Genomic DNA, 15482 nt, shown 5'->3' with positions numbered 1-15482 from the left:
GAATACGGGCAGATCAGTTACGGGTACGCTGATAAATAACGAGGAGGAGATCACCATGACTTTTGAGAGAAAACCTTTGGCAGATTGTGTACCGGAGCTTGTGGCAACAGCCCGTGGTGACCGGCCGGCTACGCTGGTGATTACTGGCGGCAAGCTGGTGAATGTGATCTCCGGCGAAATTTTGAATGGGATGTCTGTAGGGATTCAGGGTGGACGTATCGCTTATGTGGGCAAGGATGTCTCGCATTTGATTGGCGAAGACACTCAGGTCATTGATGCGAATGGAAAATATATTGCTCCTGGACTGCTTGATGGTCACTGCCATATTGAGAGCACGCAGCTAACTGCGACAGAATTTGCCCGCGCGGTGCTGCCGCTCGGTACGACCGGCGGGTTCTTCGATGCCCATGAGATAGCGAACGTCTTTGGGCTCAAAGGCATCAAGCTGATGCTGGATGAACTGCGCGGGACGCCGCTGGCAGGGTATATGCAGGTGGCATCCTGCGTGCCGGCAGCGGGACCGGAGTTTGAGACTACCGGCGCGGCTATTGGACCGGAAGAAGTAGCGGAAGCTTTTACCTGGGGCGAGGATGTGATTGCACTCGGTGAGGTGATGAACTTCCCTGGCGTTGTTTATGGCGATGAGAAGATGCTGGGTGAAATCCAGGCTACGCTGCGGGCTGGCCGGCAGGTGGACGGGCACTTTACTTGGCCGTCCAGTGACTGGCGACTTCCGGTTTATGCGGCAGCAGGTGTCACGGGAGACCACGAGTGCGTGACGGCAGAGGATGTTATTGAGCGCGTCCGGCTCGGTATGTATGCCAAGCTGCGCCGCGGTTCCGCCTGGCATGATGTGGCGAAGACGATCACAGCTCACACGGAGCATGGGATTGATCCTCGCCGGATCATGCTCGTGACCGATGACCGCAGCTCGGAATCCCTGCGTGATGAGGGGCATATGGATTTTGTGGTGCGTCATGCTATCGCTCAGGGTGTGAAGCCGGTGACGGCTTTCCAAATGGCGACGATCAACACGGCGGAGCGCTTTGGTGTGGCCCGGGATATCGGCTCCATTACGCCGGGTTCCTGTGCCGATATCATTTTGCTTGATGGCAATCTGGCGGATGTTAATGTCGTGCTAACCATCGCGGCGGGCGTTGTAGTGGCCGAAAATGGCATAATGACGGCACAGCTGCCTGCATTCACCTATCCGGAGGAAGTAAGGGCTTCGGTCCACTTGGCGCAGCGCCCGACCGCCGAGGATTTTATTATTACAACACCGATAGCATCGGGAACATTACCTACACGAGTCATCAAAGTTCGGGAAAATCATGTAGAGACTATCGAGCGCATTCTTACCCTGCCCGTCGAGGATGGTAAGCTGCAAGTGGGTCAAGGTGACGGACTGTGTAAAATTGCCGTTCTGGAGCGTCACAAAGGAACAGGCAATAAATCGGTGGGCGTTGTGGAAGGGATCGGCTTCCATGAACCAGCGGCCATCGCCATGACCGTGGCCCATGACAGCCATAATGTGCTGGTTATCGGGAATGATGACGAGCTCATGGCCCGTGCCGCGAATGCAGTCGCTGATGCACAAGGGGGAGTAGCGGTGATTACAGCGTCAGGAGAAACCTTATTCCCGCTGGCGATCGCAGGACTGATGTCCGCCGAGCCGTTCGAGATCGCTGCCGCCCAGTCAGCGGCCATCAGCACCGCGCTCTATAACGCGGGCTGTACGTTGAATTATGCTTTTATGACCTTGTCGCTTCTTGCGCTTGCGGTGATCCCGACCCTTCGCATTTCGGATAAGGGTCTGGTGCGGATTTCCCCGGAAGACGGAATACAACTTGTGCCACTGTTTGTACAAGATTAAATAGAAACAGTTGCTCTGTTAATAGAGTCATGATTCAGATATAACCGAAAAAGAGCTGCCATGTAGGGTGTTTTGTCCTACTGTGGCAGCTCTTTCTATTTTTAGTAATAAATTAGGCTGTGCCTGCTCATAAAAAGGATATATATTAAACAAATATAACAAAATTGAATCATTTTCTTTGTAAAAATAGTATAAAATCATTAACTATATAAGACGTACAAAAGATAGTAATGATATTTATTGAAAGAGAAGGGGTGCATCAGAGATGATCAGATTAGGAACGCAGGACATTGTGGATATTGCCATGAAGCAAATTGCCGGTATTTTCAAAATGGAGCCGCTCGAGCTGAGATTTGTCAATGATTTTCAAGGGGAGAAATATCTTCTGACCAATGACAAGCTGCACCTTAGCAACAAGCAATATTGGGCGAAGGTGATGGAATGTGTCTTCGAAGACCAAGTCAGACCTGTTCTGATGTGCGAAGTGCTATATTTTCTCCGTAATGAATTCCTGGAAAGTGAGATCCAGTTGAACTTTTCCTACGATTTCGCTGAAGGGGTGGAAGGGGAGGCCGAAGCCTCCGCAGAGATCTGCTTCAACGATTCACCTGAGCTTACACGGAGTGAAATTGCCGAGTTGATTGACGTGGCTCTGTCTATGCAGGATAAGCAGTGGTTTGATGAATTGACTGACAAATACAAGCAACTGAGCGTCTAAGTACGACGTCCAGTCCATAGAGCCGTTACGGCAGTACAAGCCGTCCTTTCGGGATCAGAGATGATCTGCGGAAGGGCGGCTTGTGTGCGTTATCCAGCCCTGAGCGTTCTGCTCCACCTGATGGGTCAGAAAGGACAGCCATTCCTCCTCGGTATTTAAGCAAGAAAAAGCGGTGAAATTCTCCTCTTGCCCGCCGCCTGCTACGAATAACTCTCGTCCTTCTACAGCAAGCTCATGCAGGGTTTCCAGACAATCGGTCACGAGACCTGGTGAGAAAATAGCCGGTCTTCGTATTCCCCGTCCCGCCAATTCGCCAAGTACATCTGCTGTTGCCGGTCCTACCCACTCTTCCCATCCGAACCGGGATTGAAAAGTAAGCTGCCATTCTGCTGCTTCCCAGCCCATGGCCTCAGCCAGCAGCCTTGCCGTCACCTTGCACTGTTCCGGGTATGGATCGCCGGTGTCGGCATACCGCTTCGGGATGCCGTGAAAGGTCAGGACGTAATAATCGGGCTTGTCCGTCATCCCCTCCAGCTGGCGCTTAAGATGATCCTTCATGGCTGAGATGTAACCGGGTGCATCATAATAAGCCTCCATGAACCGGAGGGCGGGTACAAATCGCTTCGATGCCGGACCACGTGCGCTGCGTCGTCCAAGTATAGCAAAGGCGGCTGCATCATACACGGAGGCGGTGGTCGTCGAAGAATACTGCGGGAATAGAGGAACGATAATGATCCGTGTCGCTCCCGATTTTTCCAGTCTGTGTACAGCCTGCTCCATACTTGGTTCACTGTAGGCGAGCCCTAGCTCGACCTGATAACGATTGCCCAGCAGTTGTTGCAGTCTAGACTGCTGCGCCAGGGAATGGGTGAGCAGCGGCGAGCCATCCACTCCCCAAATCTGCCGGTATAGCTCTGCTGAGCGGCGGGGCCGGGTCCGCAGAATAATTCCGCGCAACAGAGGCTGCCAGAGCAGTGGTGAATAGTCGATAATCCGGCGGTCGGACAGAAAACGCCGCAGGTAAGGACGAACTGCTCTAGCACTTGGTTCGGATGGTGTTCCAATTTGAGCAAGAATGACCCCGATGGGTGGTTGCTTGTTCACAGGGTCGATCAACTCCCTTCGTCGTGGCATCCAGTTAAAATAGCATACCTGACACGGTTTGCACAATTAGTGTAATCACTGCAATTTAGAGAAAGCAGAAAATGTAAGATATGAGAGAAAAAGAAATATAAATAGTAAATAACTAGAAAATAGTGATGTTTATTATAGGGGCTGTGATTTTATATACAGAGAACAAGGAGATGAGTCTGATAACATCAAGCCAGAAATTGCCGCTGAGAGGCTTTTATCCAAATATGTGAATTAATTCACCTTTGTACTAATAGACATTTTTTGTGGGCGGCGGATAATGCGATTCAAATACTGGAGAGGGGGGATGGACTCTTATGAAGAGGCACGAGGTTCTTCATAAGAAAGCAATGAAAGCGCTATGATCAAATTTATTTATAAAAGAGCTACATACTACTGGGGATTTGGTAAAGGAGAATACAGATTGAAAAAACAAAAGTTTATATCATTGACTGTCAGCGCGGCACTACTGTTGTCACCATTCGCTTACACACTACATGTTCCGAGTCTGAACCTGAACGTGGACGCGGTGTCTGCCGCCTCGGAGGAAGCGCCCGCGGCGCCCGCCAAGCCTGCGGCAACGCCTAAAGCGGAGCCAACAGCCAAACCAACTGCCAAGCCAACGCCAAAACCAACGGTTAAGCCTACACCTAAACCAACGGTTAAGCCAGCAGCGACACCGCAGCCTACTGTAAAGCCAGAAGCTACAGTTAAACCTGTGGCAACTGCCAAACCGGTCGTGACAACCCCGGCCAAACCTGAGGCAACGACCAAACCTGCGGCGACTCTTGTTCCGGAAGCAACCGCCAAACCTGTGGCTACCCCTGCTCCTGTAGCAACTGCTAAACCAGTGGCAACACCGCAGCCTGTGACTGTTCAAGAGAACGTTTATGAAGACGGGATCTACGTGGCATACGGTAACGCCTACTCCAAAGGCACAGAAGGCGTCAAAGTTGCCATCAAGGACGGCAAGATTACCGATATCGAGCTGATGAGAACCAGTCCGAGCCTGATTGACCGTGATGCCCGGTACAATTACAGCGGCGTATGGCAGGCCTATAAGCTAATGCATGAAAGACTGCTCGGCAAAACAAGAGACCAAGCCGCGGCTGTGGATGCCGTATCTGGTGCAACGCGGACCAGTGATGGCTGGAAATTGTCCGTGGACAGAGCCTTTGAACGTGCACTTAAGGTGAAACCGGACGATGCAGTATATTTTGCCGGCGAACATATGGGGATTGATCCAGAAAGAAAATATGCTGTCTTCTCTACGTATGATGAGAACAAGCTGACAGCAGTGAAGGTATATCCGCTGAACAGTGCTGGCGATATCGTGGAAGAGAAAGCTTTTACACCGGAACAGACAGCTACAGTAGCAGCGATTACGCCTGCCCTGCTGACTAGTGGAACAGCAGCCAAGCCTGTTGCCGGATTGGAAGCTGATTTCAAAGCCGCGGTCAATGCATTCTGGGATGCTGAGCAAAATGCCAAGATTAATAATTCGTCCGCTTATATCGATGGATTCTATTCTTCTTACGGCACAGCAAGAAGTGTCGGTGTAGAAAGAGCGGATGTAGTGATCCGCAATGGCAAGCTGGTAGATGTGAAGCTGTACAGACTTGGCTCTAATTTGATTGACAGAGGCAATACCGCTTATGCTGACGTCGTTAAAGCCAACGCTCCAATGACAGCAAAGTTCCTGGCAAACGGATCTTATATCAGTAATTACGATGAGAAGGTTGACGGGGTCTCCGGAGCTACGGAGAGCAGCCATGGCTGGAATCAGGCTATTGAAAGAGCCTTTGAGAAAGCGCTGAAAGATAAGGGCGAAGAGAAGTATTTTGACGGAAAATTTGCTGGTGTAGATAACGGGTCCAAGCTTCTCCTATTGGTTGATCTTGCAGGAGATAAGGTAACCGGCGTGAAACTGAGTCTGTTCGGTGCTGACAAAAAGCTGATTGCCGATGACAAATTAACTGCTGAGCAGAAATCTGTTGTAGATCGTCTGACAGCGGACCTGGTAGCTAAAGGGGTTCAATTTGCAGACATCGCAGGCCAGGAAGAGTTGTCTGGAGCTGCAAGAGCTGCACTGACCGATGCGCTGAATAATGCGTCCAAAGAACAAGGCGCATATAAAGATGGTAAGTTCACCGCTTACGGCGATGCGTATGATAAAGGCTCCAATAGAGCTGATGTTACGCTGCGTAACGGCAAAATCGTAGATATCGCTCTTTATCGTGTAGGGATGAATCTTGTAGATAGAGGAGCTGCCGCTTACCCTGAGGTAGTCAAAGCTATTCCTCAATTGACTGAGAAGTTCCTGGCAGCAGGCACCAGAGAAGGTGTGCAAGATGTGGATGCTATCTCTGGCGCAACCAGCAGCAGTACAGCACTGAAGGCTGCGGTGGACAGAGCTTATGGTAAGGCGGAGGTTGTAGAGAAGGAAAAGGCTGCTTATTTCGATGGGATCTTTATCGGCGTAAGCAACGACAAACTTGTGAATGTGATGGTAACTACCAAATACGGCATTCCTGTAAAAATGATGGTTTACTATCTAGATAACAACGGCAATACCCGAAAAGAAGCTCAGTTGAACGAAGCCGAAAGAGCAGTGAAGGCTGAGATTGAGGGCGGGTCGACCCCGGGACTGCATAAGTACGGATACCGTGCGGCAGTGTTCGGAAGCAATGACGCTGAGAAGGAAATATCCGCCAAGGCGATAGAAGCAATCAAATCAGCACTTGAAGCAGCGGGTAAATAAGGCGTAGTTAATTGTTATTTTGTAGCAAGGGGTTGTTTCAGGCCAGTAAAGCGGCCTGGGCAGCCCCTTTTATTTTATATATTCTAGATATACTGGCGATTAGTGTAATGGAACAATGTGAAAGCAAAATTGTAGATTCACCTACAGTTGCATGCACCGACGGTACCCTGAATTTGGCTGTATCCTGAGGTCTTTAACTTTTGGACAAATTTGCAGGCAGACGGTAATATAATAGTTTTAAAGGGTTTCAGGAGGTGAGTGTCTAACAGTATTATATACAGCAGGCCCCAGGCTTGTTATTAATGGGAGGCTTCAACATGACACTTATTAAACAACTCGCTCCACAGGATGAATTTGTCGGCTATTATATTTTGCGGGAGCTGGCAGTTAAACAAACAAACGGTACTCCTCCAAAGGATTATTTTGATATTGTTCTCGGCGATTCCAGCGGGCAGCTGACCGCGAAGTACTGGGATGTTAGCGCGACGGACAAAGAAACTTTTTTCCCAATGTCACTGGTGAAGATTCGGGGGATTGCCCATACGTATCGCGAGAAGCTACAGGTGAAGATTACTAAGATCCGACCGGTTAATGAAGCTGACGGCATAGCGCTGACGGATTTTATCCGCTCTGCTCCGATTCGGCCTGTAGATCTGGTTCACACGATCAAGAACGCGATGAATAGTATCGCTGATCCAGATATCGCTGGTATTGTATCGTTTTGTGTGGGCAAGGTGGAAGAGAAACTTATGCATTATCCGGCGGCCAAAACGCATCACCATGCCTATTTCGCCGGGCTTGCTTATCATATGGTCCGTATGCTGGAGATCGGTGACTTTCTCTGCAAGCAGCGTCCGTTCCTGAATCCGGATCTACTCAAAGCCGGCATCATTCTTCATGATATCGCCAAGCCGGAGGAAATGATCTCGCAGCTCGGGATCGTATCGGATTATAGCGTGCAGGGTAAGCTGATCGGCCACATCTCCATGGCTTCCAACTGGATTACAGAGGCGGCGATCCGCACCGGTCTGGATTTGGAATCAGAAAAAGTGATGGCGCTACAGCATCTAGTCTTGTCGCACCATAATTTGGGTGAATGGGGAAGTCCTGTTCAGCCGCAAACGGCCGAAGCGGTGGCTCTGCATCATATTGATGCGCTGGATGCCAAACTGCAAATGGTAGAAGATGCGCTGGATACGACACCTGAGACGGAGGAATGGACGCCATTCATTCGAGGGCTGGAGAACAAAGCGGTTTACCGGTTGAAAATTTGATAAGACAGAACCCCCGAATGTTCGGGGGTTCTTTTTTAAGATGATAGATGGAATTATAGAAAAACTTTATATAAAAGAATTGATCGACGTTGCCGATTTGCCAACACTGTCCTTCTTACGCGCACTTTTCTTCGGCTTCTTGGGAGCGGAGAAGGGCGTGTACCCGCCGGGATACATCGTTCCGCTTGCATAACCTTGTGCGCCGGCCAGAAGCAGCGGATCATGCTGCTCCTCCCGTTCCATCAGCTTGAGCAGGATCGAAGCTGCGGCGCGGGCATCATCAAGAGCGTCATGGTGCTTGAGCGGAATGTCAAAATGCTCTGAGATCACATTCAGCTTATGGGAGGGCAGATCACCCAGCATTTTTTTGCCCAGTACATAGGTACATAGATATTGAAACACCGGATAATCGAGATAAGCACCGTCAAGGCAATACCGCAGAACGCTCATGTCAAAAGAAGCGTTGTGCGCTACTATAATCTGTCCTTGCAGCAGTGGTTCCAGCGTAGGCCATAGCTCGGAAAAAGTAGGCTGCCCGGCTACCATAGACGGGGTGATGCCATGAATGGCGATGTTCCAGCCATCGAACCGCTGCTGCGGATCAATGAGCCAGGAGTGCTCTGCTGTAATGAGGCCGCCGCGAACCTCTACAAGTCCTAGTGCGCAGGCACTGGATCGGCTGGCGTTGGCCGTTTCAAAATCGATTGCTGTAAAATCCATGGGTAAAGCCCCTTTTCTATTATGTAGACTCTCTAACGAAGCGCCTGCATGTCATAGATTCAATTTTGCCAGAAAAGGCGGACCGTTTCAAATGCTATCTAAGACGAACTTAAGAACCGAACGCAAGGCTCGGTCGTCACTACGGTGGAATGTTTGGACTTCCGGCCGCTGTTGTCCCAGATATCTTATTTATAACCGCTTCTAGCGGTTGAAATCCGGAGAGCTTATGCTTCCGATGCGAGCTTTCCTTCGGAAAGCTTTTAGGCTGGGCGCTATCGCTCCTACAGTTCCAAATTTCCCCCTTCGCTCCTTCTCGCTTACCGTTATTTTCTTTTGTTCATCTAATAAAAAAAGGGTATTCCACAAGCCTTGAATGGCTTCGGAGTACCCTTTTGTGTATGTGACACAGTGGTTAATGACGTTCAGAAAAATGCTCCCTGGCAGGATAGTTTCTGATTACTGGGTCTAAAGGTGTGCCTTAAGATACAGCATTTTGCCGGAATTGCAGCTGATCCAAATCCAGGCGGAAGCCCTTAACTAGATGATCCCCGTTGTCAATATCTGTCTCATAGGCCCGCTGGAAGCCCAGCTTTTCATACAGCTGAATCGCTGACGCCATCATATCGGAGGTGTGCAGATTTAGAGTGCTTGCTCCAAGTTCGAGGCTCCGTCGAATCGATTCCTGAATTAGAAGGGTAGCAATTCCCCGTCCCCGGGCATTGGGGGAAACCGCAAGCAGGCGAATAATGGGAGATTCGATCCCAAGCTCAGGCTTGCCGTAAGCTGCCTCTGAGGAGAGGAACAACTGTACACTGCCTACAATCTGCCCATCTATTTCGGCAATGATCCGTGCTTTAGGTCGGTCGCCGTAGGCGGATTCCCGGATGGAGCTGCTGTATTCTTTCCAGGATAGTTCCGGCATAACAGCTGCATATTGGCTGTAAGCCTCCAGCATCAATTCGGCGATAGCCTCACGATCCTGCGCTGTGGCTTCACGAACACTCACTTCATGTATATGACCCATACGGTGCCTCCTTTGTTTGACTATATTCTTTTGTAAAAACGATTATAATACTAAATCCCGATAGATATAAGTGGCATTTAACAATTTTGATTAATAAATTGAAAAATTCAATTTGAAATGAAAGACAAAACGAAAATCCGTTGACAAAAAAATGAGGGATGACTAAGATAGATACAAAATCTCTATAGGTCGTTGCGGTCTTAATTCATTGTTAATCCATTGGAATAATTGAAATTATCGCAAAACGTGAATGGGGGAGCTCAAGTGAACATCGAAAATATTGAAGCCTTTGTCTATATCAATCATTATGGCAGCTTTAACAAGGCAGCGGATGTCCTTTTTATCTCTCAGCCTACGGTTACGGCTCGAATTCAGTCTCTGGAACGGGAGCTTGATAACAGGCTGTTCGACCGACTGGGCAAAGTGATTCATCTTACGGATAAAGGCAGACAGTTCCTTCCGTACGCACAGCAGATTCTGCAAACCTATCAGAAGGGTAAGCATCAGCTCCAATCGAAAGGCAGAATTCCTAACGAGCTGCGCATTGGCAGTACCGTATCGGTGGCCAATTATTTATTGCCACGTCTGCTGCCTCATCTCAAAGAGTGCTATCCACATATGAATTTTAAAGTGACCACAGCCTCCACCGAGCATCTGATCGAGAAGCTGAAGTCGAAAGATATTGATCTTGCTTTTATCCGTAAAGTTGTGAATCCGGCTTTTCAAGCTTATCCGTTCTGCGACGATCCGATCTCTCTCTATGTCCATGAAGGTCATCGTTTGGCTGGTGCAGGGCGGGCTTCGATACAGGATATCCGCAATGAGCCGCTGGTATTTTTCGAGTGCGGGTCCCTGGATTGGCTAAGGCTGCATCGCGTTTTTGAGAGTTTGGAACAGCCGCCGAATATTTTGTACCAAGTAGATAATCTGGAGACAGCCAAGAAGCTAGTGATTAAGAAAGCCGGAATTTGCTTCTTGCCAGCCCTCAGCACAGAAGAGGAAGTGGCTGCCGGGAAGCTGATTCCCGTGCAGATTGCCGAGACTGCAGGAATATCCCTGCGTACCAGCCTGATCACCCTGAATGGTGAGAACGCTGAATTCATTTCCACATTGCTGGAAGAGGGCGCGGTCAGTCCAAAGAATCAACTAATTGTATAAATGAATAGAAAAACTCTATTAGCGCATGGCGGTCATGCAGTGATAAAGTTAATTGCACATAATCACTACTAAATCGATGGGGATTATAAAATTAAAAGGTGGGAGGACAGAGGATGAGCGAGGTATTTCGACAGGCAGATCTTAAGGATGCGGAGCAATTGGTAGATATAATATATCGCGCCTATCATCTGATCCGTGAGCTCGGGCTGCACTGGCCGGCAGCTACCGCCGATTTGGCTCTGGTCCAAGAGAATATAACGCTCAATGAGTGTTATGTATTAGAGAAGGACGGAGCTATCCTGGGGACAGTCACACTCTCCAAGGAAGATGAGATTAGTCAGCGTACCGGTATCCCTTTCGTCAAATGGTTCGCCGTCGATCCGAATTACAGCGGGCAGGGCTATGGAGGCAAGCTGCTGGATTGGGTGGAAGAGCATATCATTCATGACCGCCTGGGCTCCTCTGCCGTGACCCTGGCAACAGCCAAGAAGCATCCCTGGCTGGTCCAGATGTATGAGCGTCGCGGATACGAACGGTTCATGGAATTGGAAGGACGAGACGGGGACGGCTTGATGTACCTTTTGAAAAAAACGCTCCAATACAAACAACAGACTATTTAATAAAAGGGGATATAAAGATGAAGAAGACATTCGCACTGACATCGATACTAGTATTGGCACTGGCGGCCACGGGTTGCGGCTCTAACAACAGCACAAACAGCAAGGAAGGAAATTCAGCTGCTGCACCGGAAGGCGGAAAGACAGAGGCGGCCGCTAACACACCGGTAACCAAAATTATAGTGGGGACAGGCACTAAATTTCCAAAGGTCTGCTTCATTGACGAGAATGGTAAGCTAACAGGTTTTGATGTCGAGCTGTTAAAAGCTATCGACGAGCATTTGCCGCAATACGAGTTCGAGTTCCAGACTATGGACTTTAGCAACCTGCTGCTGAGTCTGGAAACGAAGAAAATTGATCTGGTAGCACACGTTATGGAGAAGAACCCGGAACGTGAAGAGAAATATCTGTTCAACAAAGAAGCTTATGGGCACTGGAGAAACCGGATCGTAGTAGATAAGTCTAACGACTCTATCAAAACACTGGATGATCTCAAAGGCAAGAAGGTCCTGGTCGGAGCGACCAGTGCACAGGCGCAGATCGTGGAGAACTATAACAAGGATCATGACAATGCCATCAATATTGTTTACCAAAATGGTGCTGCTAACGATACCGTCAATCAGGTGACCACTGGACGGGTGGATGCAACGCTTGCCGCGGATTTTGTACTGCCGGTGATTGACCCGCAGAGCAAGCTGAAGGCTGTGGGCGATGGATTGTCCTCCGCTGACATTCTGTATGTTCTCCGCAAGGATGATGCAGATGAGCAGAAGCTGTCCGATGCAATTGATGGAGCGATCAAGGACCTGAGAGCAGATGGGACACTGAAAAAACTGAGCACGGAATGGCTTGGTGCGGACGTGACTTCTGACACAGTAAACTAATCAGCATCCCTACACAGGGGAAGGGAGGGTGTCTTAATGGGTGCACCGTTTGATATAAGTTTTGTTTTATCGTTTTTGCCGAAGCTGCTGTCCACTTTAGGCATCACGCTTCTGATAGTGGTCTGTGCATTGGTCTCCGGAATCATTGTCGGGTTTTTCGTGGCCCTTCCCCGATTGTACAAGGTACCCGTACTGAAGAACTTGTCGGAGATCTATATTTCCTTTTTCCGGGGAACACCGGTGCTGATCCAACTATTCTTGTTCTATTACGGGCTGCCTGAAATTCTGAAGCTCGTCCATATTGATGTCACACGTGCACCGGTACTGTTCTTTGTCATTCTGACCTATGGCCTGCATACGGGGGCGTTCATGTCAGAAATGATTCGGGCTTCCGTGATGGCCGTGGACAAAGGGCAGGTAGAGGCCGCATATGCCACGGGGATGACCGGCTTTCAGGCATTTACAAGAATTATATTGCCACAGGCGTTAGCTATTGCCGTACCTGTCTTTTCCAATCTCGTTCTGGCATTGCTGAAGGATACTTCGTTGGCCTTTACGCTCGGGGTTATGGAAATGACGGGGAAGGCGCAGACGCTGGGCGCATTGACACAGCATTTTATCGAGGCTTATCTCGCGCTTGCCCTGATTTATCTGGTTATTAGCTTTACGATCGAGAAGCTTCTCCTCGTGGCAGAACGTCGCCTGATGCGGCATGAGGTGCGGGATAACCCGGAGAAGAGAACGTTTGGTATTCAAAAGAACAAATCCTTCCGGCGTATCATTGCCGAGCTGGAATCTGGTAAAGGAGGCGTCGGCCTGTGAAGCTGGACCCGTCATTTATATGGACCGCCTTCGTGCAGCTGCTGGGCGCTGTACCAACAACACTATACATCACGGTTGTATCCGTTTTGGTTGGTTTCATCATCGGTACGGCGGTGGCTCTGATCCGCATTTACAAGGTGCCTGTCCTCTATCCGATTGCAGTGGCGTATGTCACCTTTATCCGCGGGACCCCGATGCTTACGCACTTATTGCTGATCTATTTTGGACTCCCGGTACTGATTGACGGGCTGTCAGCCTACTTTGGCTGGAGCTTCCGGTCGGTTAACATGCCGATGATCGGGTTTGCCTATATTTCGTTCTCCATCACTGCGGGTGCATATATGTCCGAAGTGGTCCGTTCCGGTCTGCTGGCAGTAGATAGAGGACAGATCGAAGCGGCTCATTCCGTGGGTATGACTACACCTCAGGCACTGCGGAGGATTGTATTCCCACAAGCGCTGGCAGCGAGTCTGCCCAACCTGTCCAATTCTGTTATCGGGATGCTGCACGGATCAACGCTGGCTTTTACCGTATCAGTTGTGGACATCAATGCTAAGGCAGAGATTGTGGCTTCAACGAACTGGAAGTTTTTTGAGGCCTATGTGGCTGCGGCGCTTATTTTCTGGGGACTTACGGTGCTCATTGAGCGACTGACAGCCGTGATCGAAAAACGGATCAATCTGTACAATCGAGGTGGAGTAGTATGATCAAGCTGTCGAATATATCGAAGGCTTTTGGCCGGAATCAGGTATTGAATAACATTAATTTGACGGTGACCAAAGGTGAGGTTGTCGTTATTCTTGGACCCAGCGGTTCGGGGAAGACGACGCTGCTGCGCTGCGTGAATTATCTGGAGAAGCCGGGTGATGGCGAGATTGCTATTGGTGACTTTAGCGTCAATTGCAAACATGCGCGTAAGAAGGACATTCACCAGCTTCGGCAAAAAACGGCCATGGTCTTTCAGCAATATAATCTTTTCAGACATAAGACAGCTCTGGAAAATGTGATGGAAGGACTGCTGGTCGTCAAAAAGATTCCCAAGGAGGACGCCAAGCAGCGGAGTATTGCCCTGTTGGAAAAAGTAGGCCTCGGGAATAAGCTGGACGCTTATCCTAGCCAACTCTCCGGCGGACAGCAGCAGCGTGTCGGCATTGCCCGTGCACTCGCGTTAGAACCCGAAGTCATCCTGTTCGATGAGCCGACCTCTGCGCTGGACCCGGAACTGGTAGGAGAAGTGTTAGCCGTTATCCGCAAAATCGCCAAGGAAGGCATCACAATGATTGTCGTGACGCATGAAATGGGCTTTGCCCGGGATGTAGCCAACCATGTGGTCTTTATGGACGGCGGCGTCATTGTTGAAGAAGGTACACCTGGCGAGGTCTTTAACCACCCGCGTGAAGAACGAACGAAGCAGTTCCTGAAGCGAATTACACCGGAACTCAATTATTCCATTTAGGAGGTATTTCCCATGACGATAACGATAAGTGTATTAGACCAAAGCCCGATCTATCCAGGAGAGACATCAGAGGAGGCCCTTCAGCATACGATTGCTCTGGCACAGTTATCCGAGCGGCTGGGATTTCGCCGTTTCTGGGTATCAGAGCATCATGATTCTGAGCAGGTAGCCGGTTCTTCACCGGAGGTGCTAATCTCGCATCTCTTGGCCAAGACCGAGAGCATCCGCATCGGTTCAGGCGGCATTATGCTTCAGCATTACAGCCCTTACAAAGTGGCGGAAAACTTCAATGTGCTGGCCACTCTCGCTCCGGGTCGGGTGGATCTAGGCGTCGGACGCGCACCCGGAGGACTTCCCCGCAGCACACAGGCGCTGCAGCAGGGAACCCCCAGCACTGCGTCATTGACCGAGAAAATCGTAGAGCTTGAGAAATATGTACACAACACACTTGAGGAAGATCATCCGCTGTTCGGGGTGAAGGCAGGTCCGATCCCAGCGTCTCCACCTGAAATTTATGTGCTCGGCGCAAGTGTGGCAAGTGCGGAAATTGCCGCAGAGCTGGGACTGCCTTACGTGTTCTCCCTGTTCATCAACGGGAATCAGGAGGTTGCGCTGGAGGCGATTCGGGCGTACCGCAGCGGTTTTAACACCGCGGATGGAAAACAGCCGCAAGCCATTATTGGGCTGTCGGTGGTTGTGGCCGACACTGCCGAAGAAGCGCAAGAACTGACCAGTGCACTGAAGCTCTACAAAATTCATCTGGCCAGCGGAAAATCGCTGACCGTAGCCAGTCAGGATCAGGCGGATGAGTTTATCCGTCAGAGCCAGGAAGAATACACAATTGAAGAGAAGGAAGCCGTAATCTTGAAAGGGACTCAGGAAACTGTACGCGAACAGCTCCTGGACCTTTATCAAGCATCCGGTGTTGACGAATTCATCGTAACCACGAATGTGCAACCATTCGAGAAGCGGCTGCGTTCATTTGAACTGCTGAGCGAAGCGCTGGCCGGAGTGACAGCTGAGGCTTAGCTGTGCAGGCATCAT

14 protein-coding genes are annotated in these 15482 nt (G+C 49.8%); 11 read left to right on the top strand and 3 right to left on the bottom strand.

Going from position 1 to position 15482, the window contains the following annotated elements:
- The first annotated feature begins 55 nt into the window (after nucleotides 1-55).
- A complete protein-coding gene (locus HPT30_RS09635) occupies nucleotides 56-1873 on the top strand; it encodes an adenine deaminase (RefSeq protein WP_175371185.1) in 1818 nt (605 codons plus the stop codon).
- A 265-nt stretch (nucleotides 1874-2138) separates the two neighbouring features.
- Entirely contained in the window at nucleotides 2139-2591 is a 453-nt protein-coding gene (locus HPT30_RS09630) for an IDEAL domain-containing protein (protein WP_175371184.1), read from the top strand.
- A 54-nt stretch (nucleotides 2592-2645) separates the two neighbouring features.
- Here HPT30_RS09630 and hemH read toward each other — a convergent pair whose 3' ends face one another.
- On the bottom strand, nucleotides 2646-3695 hold the full coding sequence (gene hemH / locus HPT30_RS09625; RefSeq protein WP_175371183.1) for a ferrochelatase: 1050 nt from the start codon (nucleotides 3693-3695) through the stop codon (nucleotides 2646-2648).
- 451 nt (nucleotides 3696-4146) lie between these two features.
- Here hemH and HPT30_RS09620 point away from each other — a divergent pair, with 451 nt between their 5' ends.
- Complete coding sequence (locus HPT30_RS09620; RefSeq protein WP_281364474.1) at nucleotides 4147-6483, top strand: FMN-binding protein; 2337 nt, start codon at nucleotides 4147-4149, stop codon at nucleotides 6481-6483.
- A 317-nt stretch (nucleotides 6484-6800) separates the two neighbouring features.
- Nucleotides 6801-7757, top strand: coding sequence for a 3'-5' exoribonuclease YhaM family protein (locus HPT30_RS09615; protein ID WP_175371181.1), 957 nt, complete (start codon nucleotides 6801-6803; stop codon nucleotides 7755-7757).
- 66 nt (nucleotides 7758-7823) lie between these two features.
- Here HPT30_RS09615 and HPT30_RS09610 read toward each other — a convergent pair whose 3' ends face one another.
- Both HPT30_RS09610 and HPT30_RS09605 read right to left on the bottom strand, forming a co-directional pair.
- On the bottom strand, nucleotides 7824-8477 hold the full coding sequence (locus tag HPT30_RS09610; RefSeq protein ID WP_175371180.1) for a 3'-5' exonuclease: 654 nt from the start codon (nucleotides 8475-8477) through the stop codon (nucleotides 7824-7826).
- 478 nt (nucleotides 8478-8955) lie between these two features.
- The gene (locus tag HPT30_RS09605) at nucleotides 8956-9501 is read right to left on the bottom strand and encodes a GNAT family N-acetyltransferase (protein ID WP_175371179.1); all 546 of its coding nucleotides are present in this window, start codon (nucleotides 9499-9501) and stop codon (nucleotides 8956-8958) included.
- Between the two features lie 264 nt (nucleotides 9502-9765).
- Between HPT30_RS09605 and HPT30_RS09600 the strand changes: the two genes are divergently transcribed.
- From HPT30_RS09600 to HPT30_RS09570, 7 genes are all read left to right on the top strand, one after another.
- Nucleotides 9766-10659, top strand: a complete 894-nt coding sequence (locus tag HPT30_RS09600) for a LysR substrate-binding domain-containing protein (protein ID WP_175371178.1) — start codon at nucleotides 9766-9768, stop codon at nucleotides 10657-10659.
- Between the two features lie 113 nt (nucleotides 10660-10772).
- Complete coding sequence (locus tag HPT30_RS09595; RefSeq protein ID WP_175371177.1) at nucleotides 10773-11279, top strand: GNAT family N-acetyltransferase; 507 nt, start codon at nucleotides 10773-10775, stop codon at nucleotides 11277-11279.
- A 17-nt stretch (nucleotides 11280-11296) separates the two neighbouring features.
- Entirely contained in the window at nucleotides 11297-12160 is an 864-nt protein-coding gene (locus HPT30_RS09590; protein ID WP_175371176.1) for a transporter substrate-binding domain-containing protein, read from the top strand.
- Nucleotides 12161-12196: 36 nt separating this feature from the next.
- Nucleotides 12197-12982 carry an amino acid ABC transporter permease gene (locus tag HPT30_RS09585; protein WP_066373331.1) on the top strand — a complete coding sequence of 262 codons (786 nt, stop codon included), beginning with the start codon at nucleotides 12197-12199 and terminating at the stop codon, nucleotides 12980-12982.
- Nucleotides 12979-13689, top strand: coding sequence for an amino acid ABC transporter permease (locus HPT30_RS09580; protein WP_175371175.1), 711 nt, complete (start codon nucleotides 12979-12981; stop codon nucleotides 13687-13689). The genes HPT30_RS09585 and HPT30_RS09580 overlap by 4 nt, the downstream gene beginning before the upstream one ends.
- A complete protein-coding gene (locus HPT30_RS09575; RefSeq protein ID WP_175371174.1) occupies nucleotides 13686-14438 on the top strand; it encodes an amino acid ABC transporter ATP-binding protein in 753 nt (250 codons plus the stop codon). The genes HPT30_RS09580 and HPT30_RS09575 overlap by 4 nt, the downstream gene beginning before the upstream one ends.
- Nucleotides 14439-14450: 12 nt before the next feature.
- Nucleotides 14451-15467: an LLM class flavin-dependent oxidoreductase gene (locus tag HPT30_RS09570; RefSeq protein ID WP_175371173.1), complete on the top strand. Its 1017-nt coding sequence runs from the start codon at nucleotides 14451-14453 to the stop codon at nucleotides 15465-15467.
- Nucleotides 15468-15482 lie beyond the last annotated feature (15 nt).

It is taken from the genome of Paenibacillus agri, from assembly GCF_013359945.1.
Lineage (GTDB): Bacteria > Bacillota > Bacilli > Paenibacillales > Paenibacillaceae > Paenibacillus_AQ > Paenibacillus_AQ agri.
This window is presented reverse-complemented; position numbering and strand designations above follow the sequence as displayed.

What these genes read in the sequence shown, in the direction of transcription:
- HPT30_RS09570 (WP_175371173.1), top strand. Translation starts at nt 14,451, where the DNA reads ATGACGATAACGATAAGTGTATTAGACCAAAGCCCGATCTATCCAGGA.
- HPT30_RS09590 (WP_175371176.1), top strand. Translation starts at nt 11,297, where the DNA reads ATGAAGAAGACATTCGCACTGACATCGATACTAGTATTGGCACTGGCG.
- HPT30_RS09595 (WP_175371177.1), top strand. Translation starts at nt 10,773, where the DNA reads ATGAGCGAGGTATTTCGACAGGCAGATCTTAAGGATGCGGAGCAATTG.
- HPT30_RS09615 (WP_175371181.1), top strand. Translation starts at nt 6,801, where the DNA reads ATGACACTTATTAAACAACTCGCTCCACAGGATGAATTTGTCGGCTAT.
- HPT30_RS09585 (WP_066373331.1), top strand. Translation starts at nt 12,197, where the DNA reads ATGGGTGCACCGTTTGATATAAGTTTTGTTTTATCGTTTTTGCCGAAG.
- HPT30_RS09575 (WP_175371174.1), top strand. Translation starts at nt 13,686, where the DNA reads ATGATCAAGCTGTCGAATATATCGAAGGCTTTTGGCCGGAATCAGGTA.
- HPT30_RS09630 (WP_175371184.1), top strand. Translation starts at nt 2,139, where the DNA reads ATGATCAGATTAGGAACGCAGGACATTGTGGATATTGCCATGAAGCAA.
- HPT30_RS09610 (WP_175371180.1), bottom strand. Translation starts at nt 8,477, where the DNA reads ATGGATTTTACAGCAATCGATTTTGAAACGGCCAACGCCAGCCGATCC.
- HPT30_RS09605 (WP_175371179.1), bottom strand. Translation starts at nt 9,501, where the DNA reads ATGGGTCATATACATGAAGTGAGTGTTCGTGAAGCCACAGCGCAGGAT.
- HPT30_RS09635 (WP_175371185.1), top strand. Translation starts at nt 56, where the DNA reads ATGACTTTTGAGAGAAAACCTTTGGCAGATTGTGTACCGGAGCTTGTG.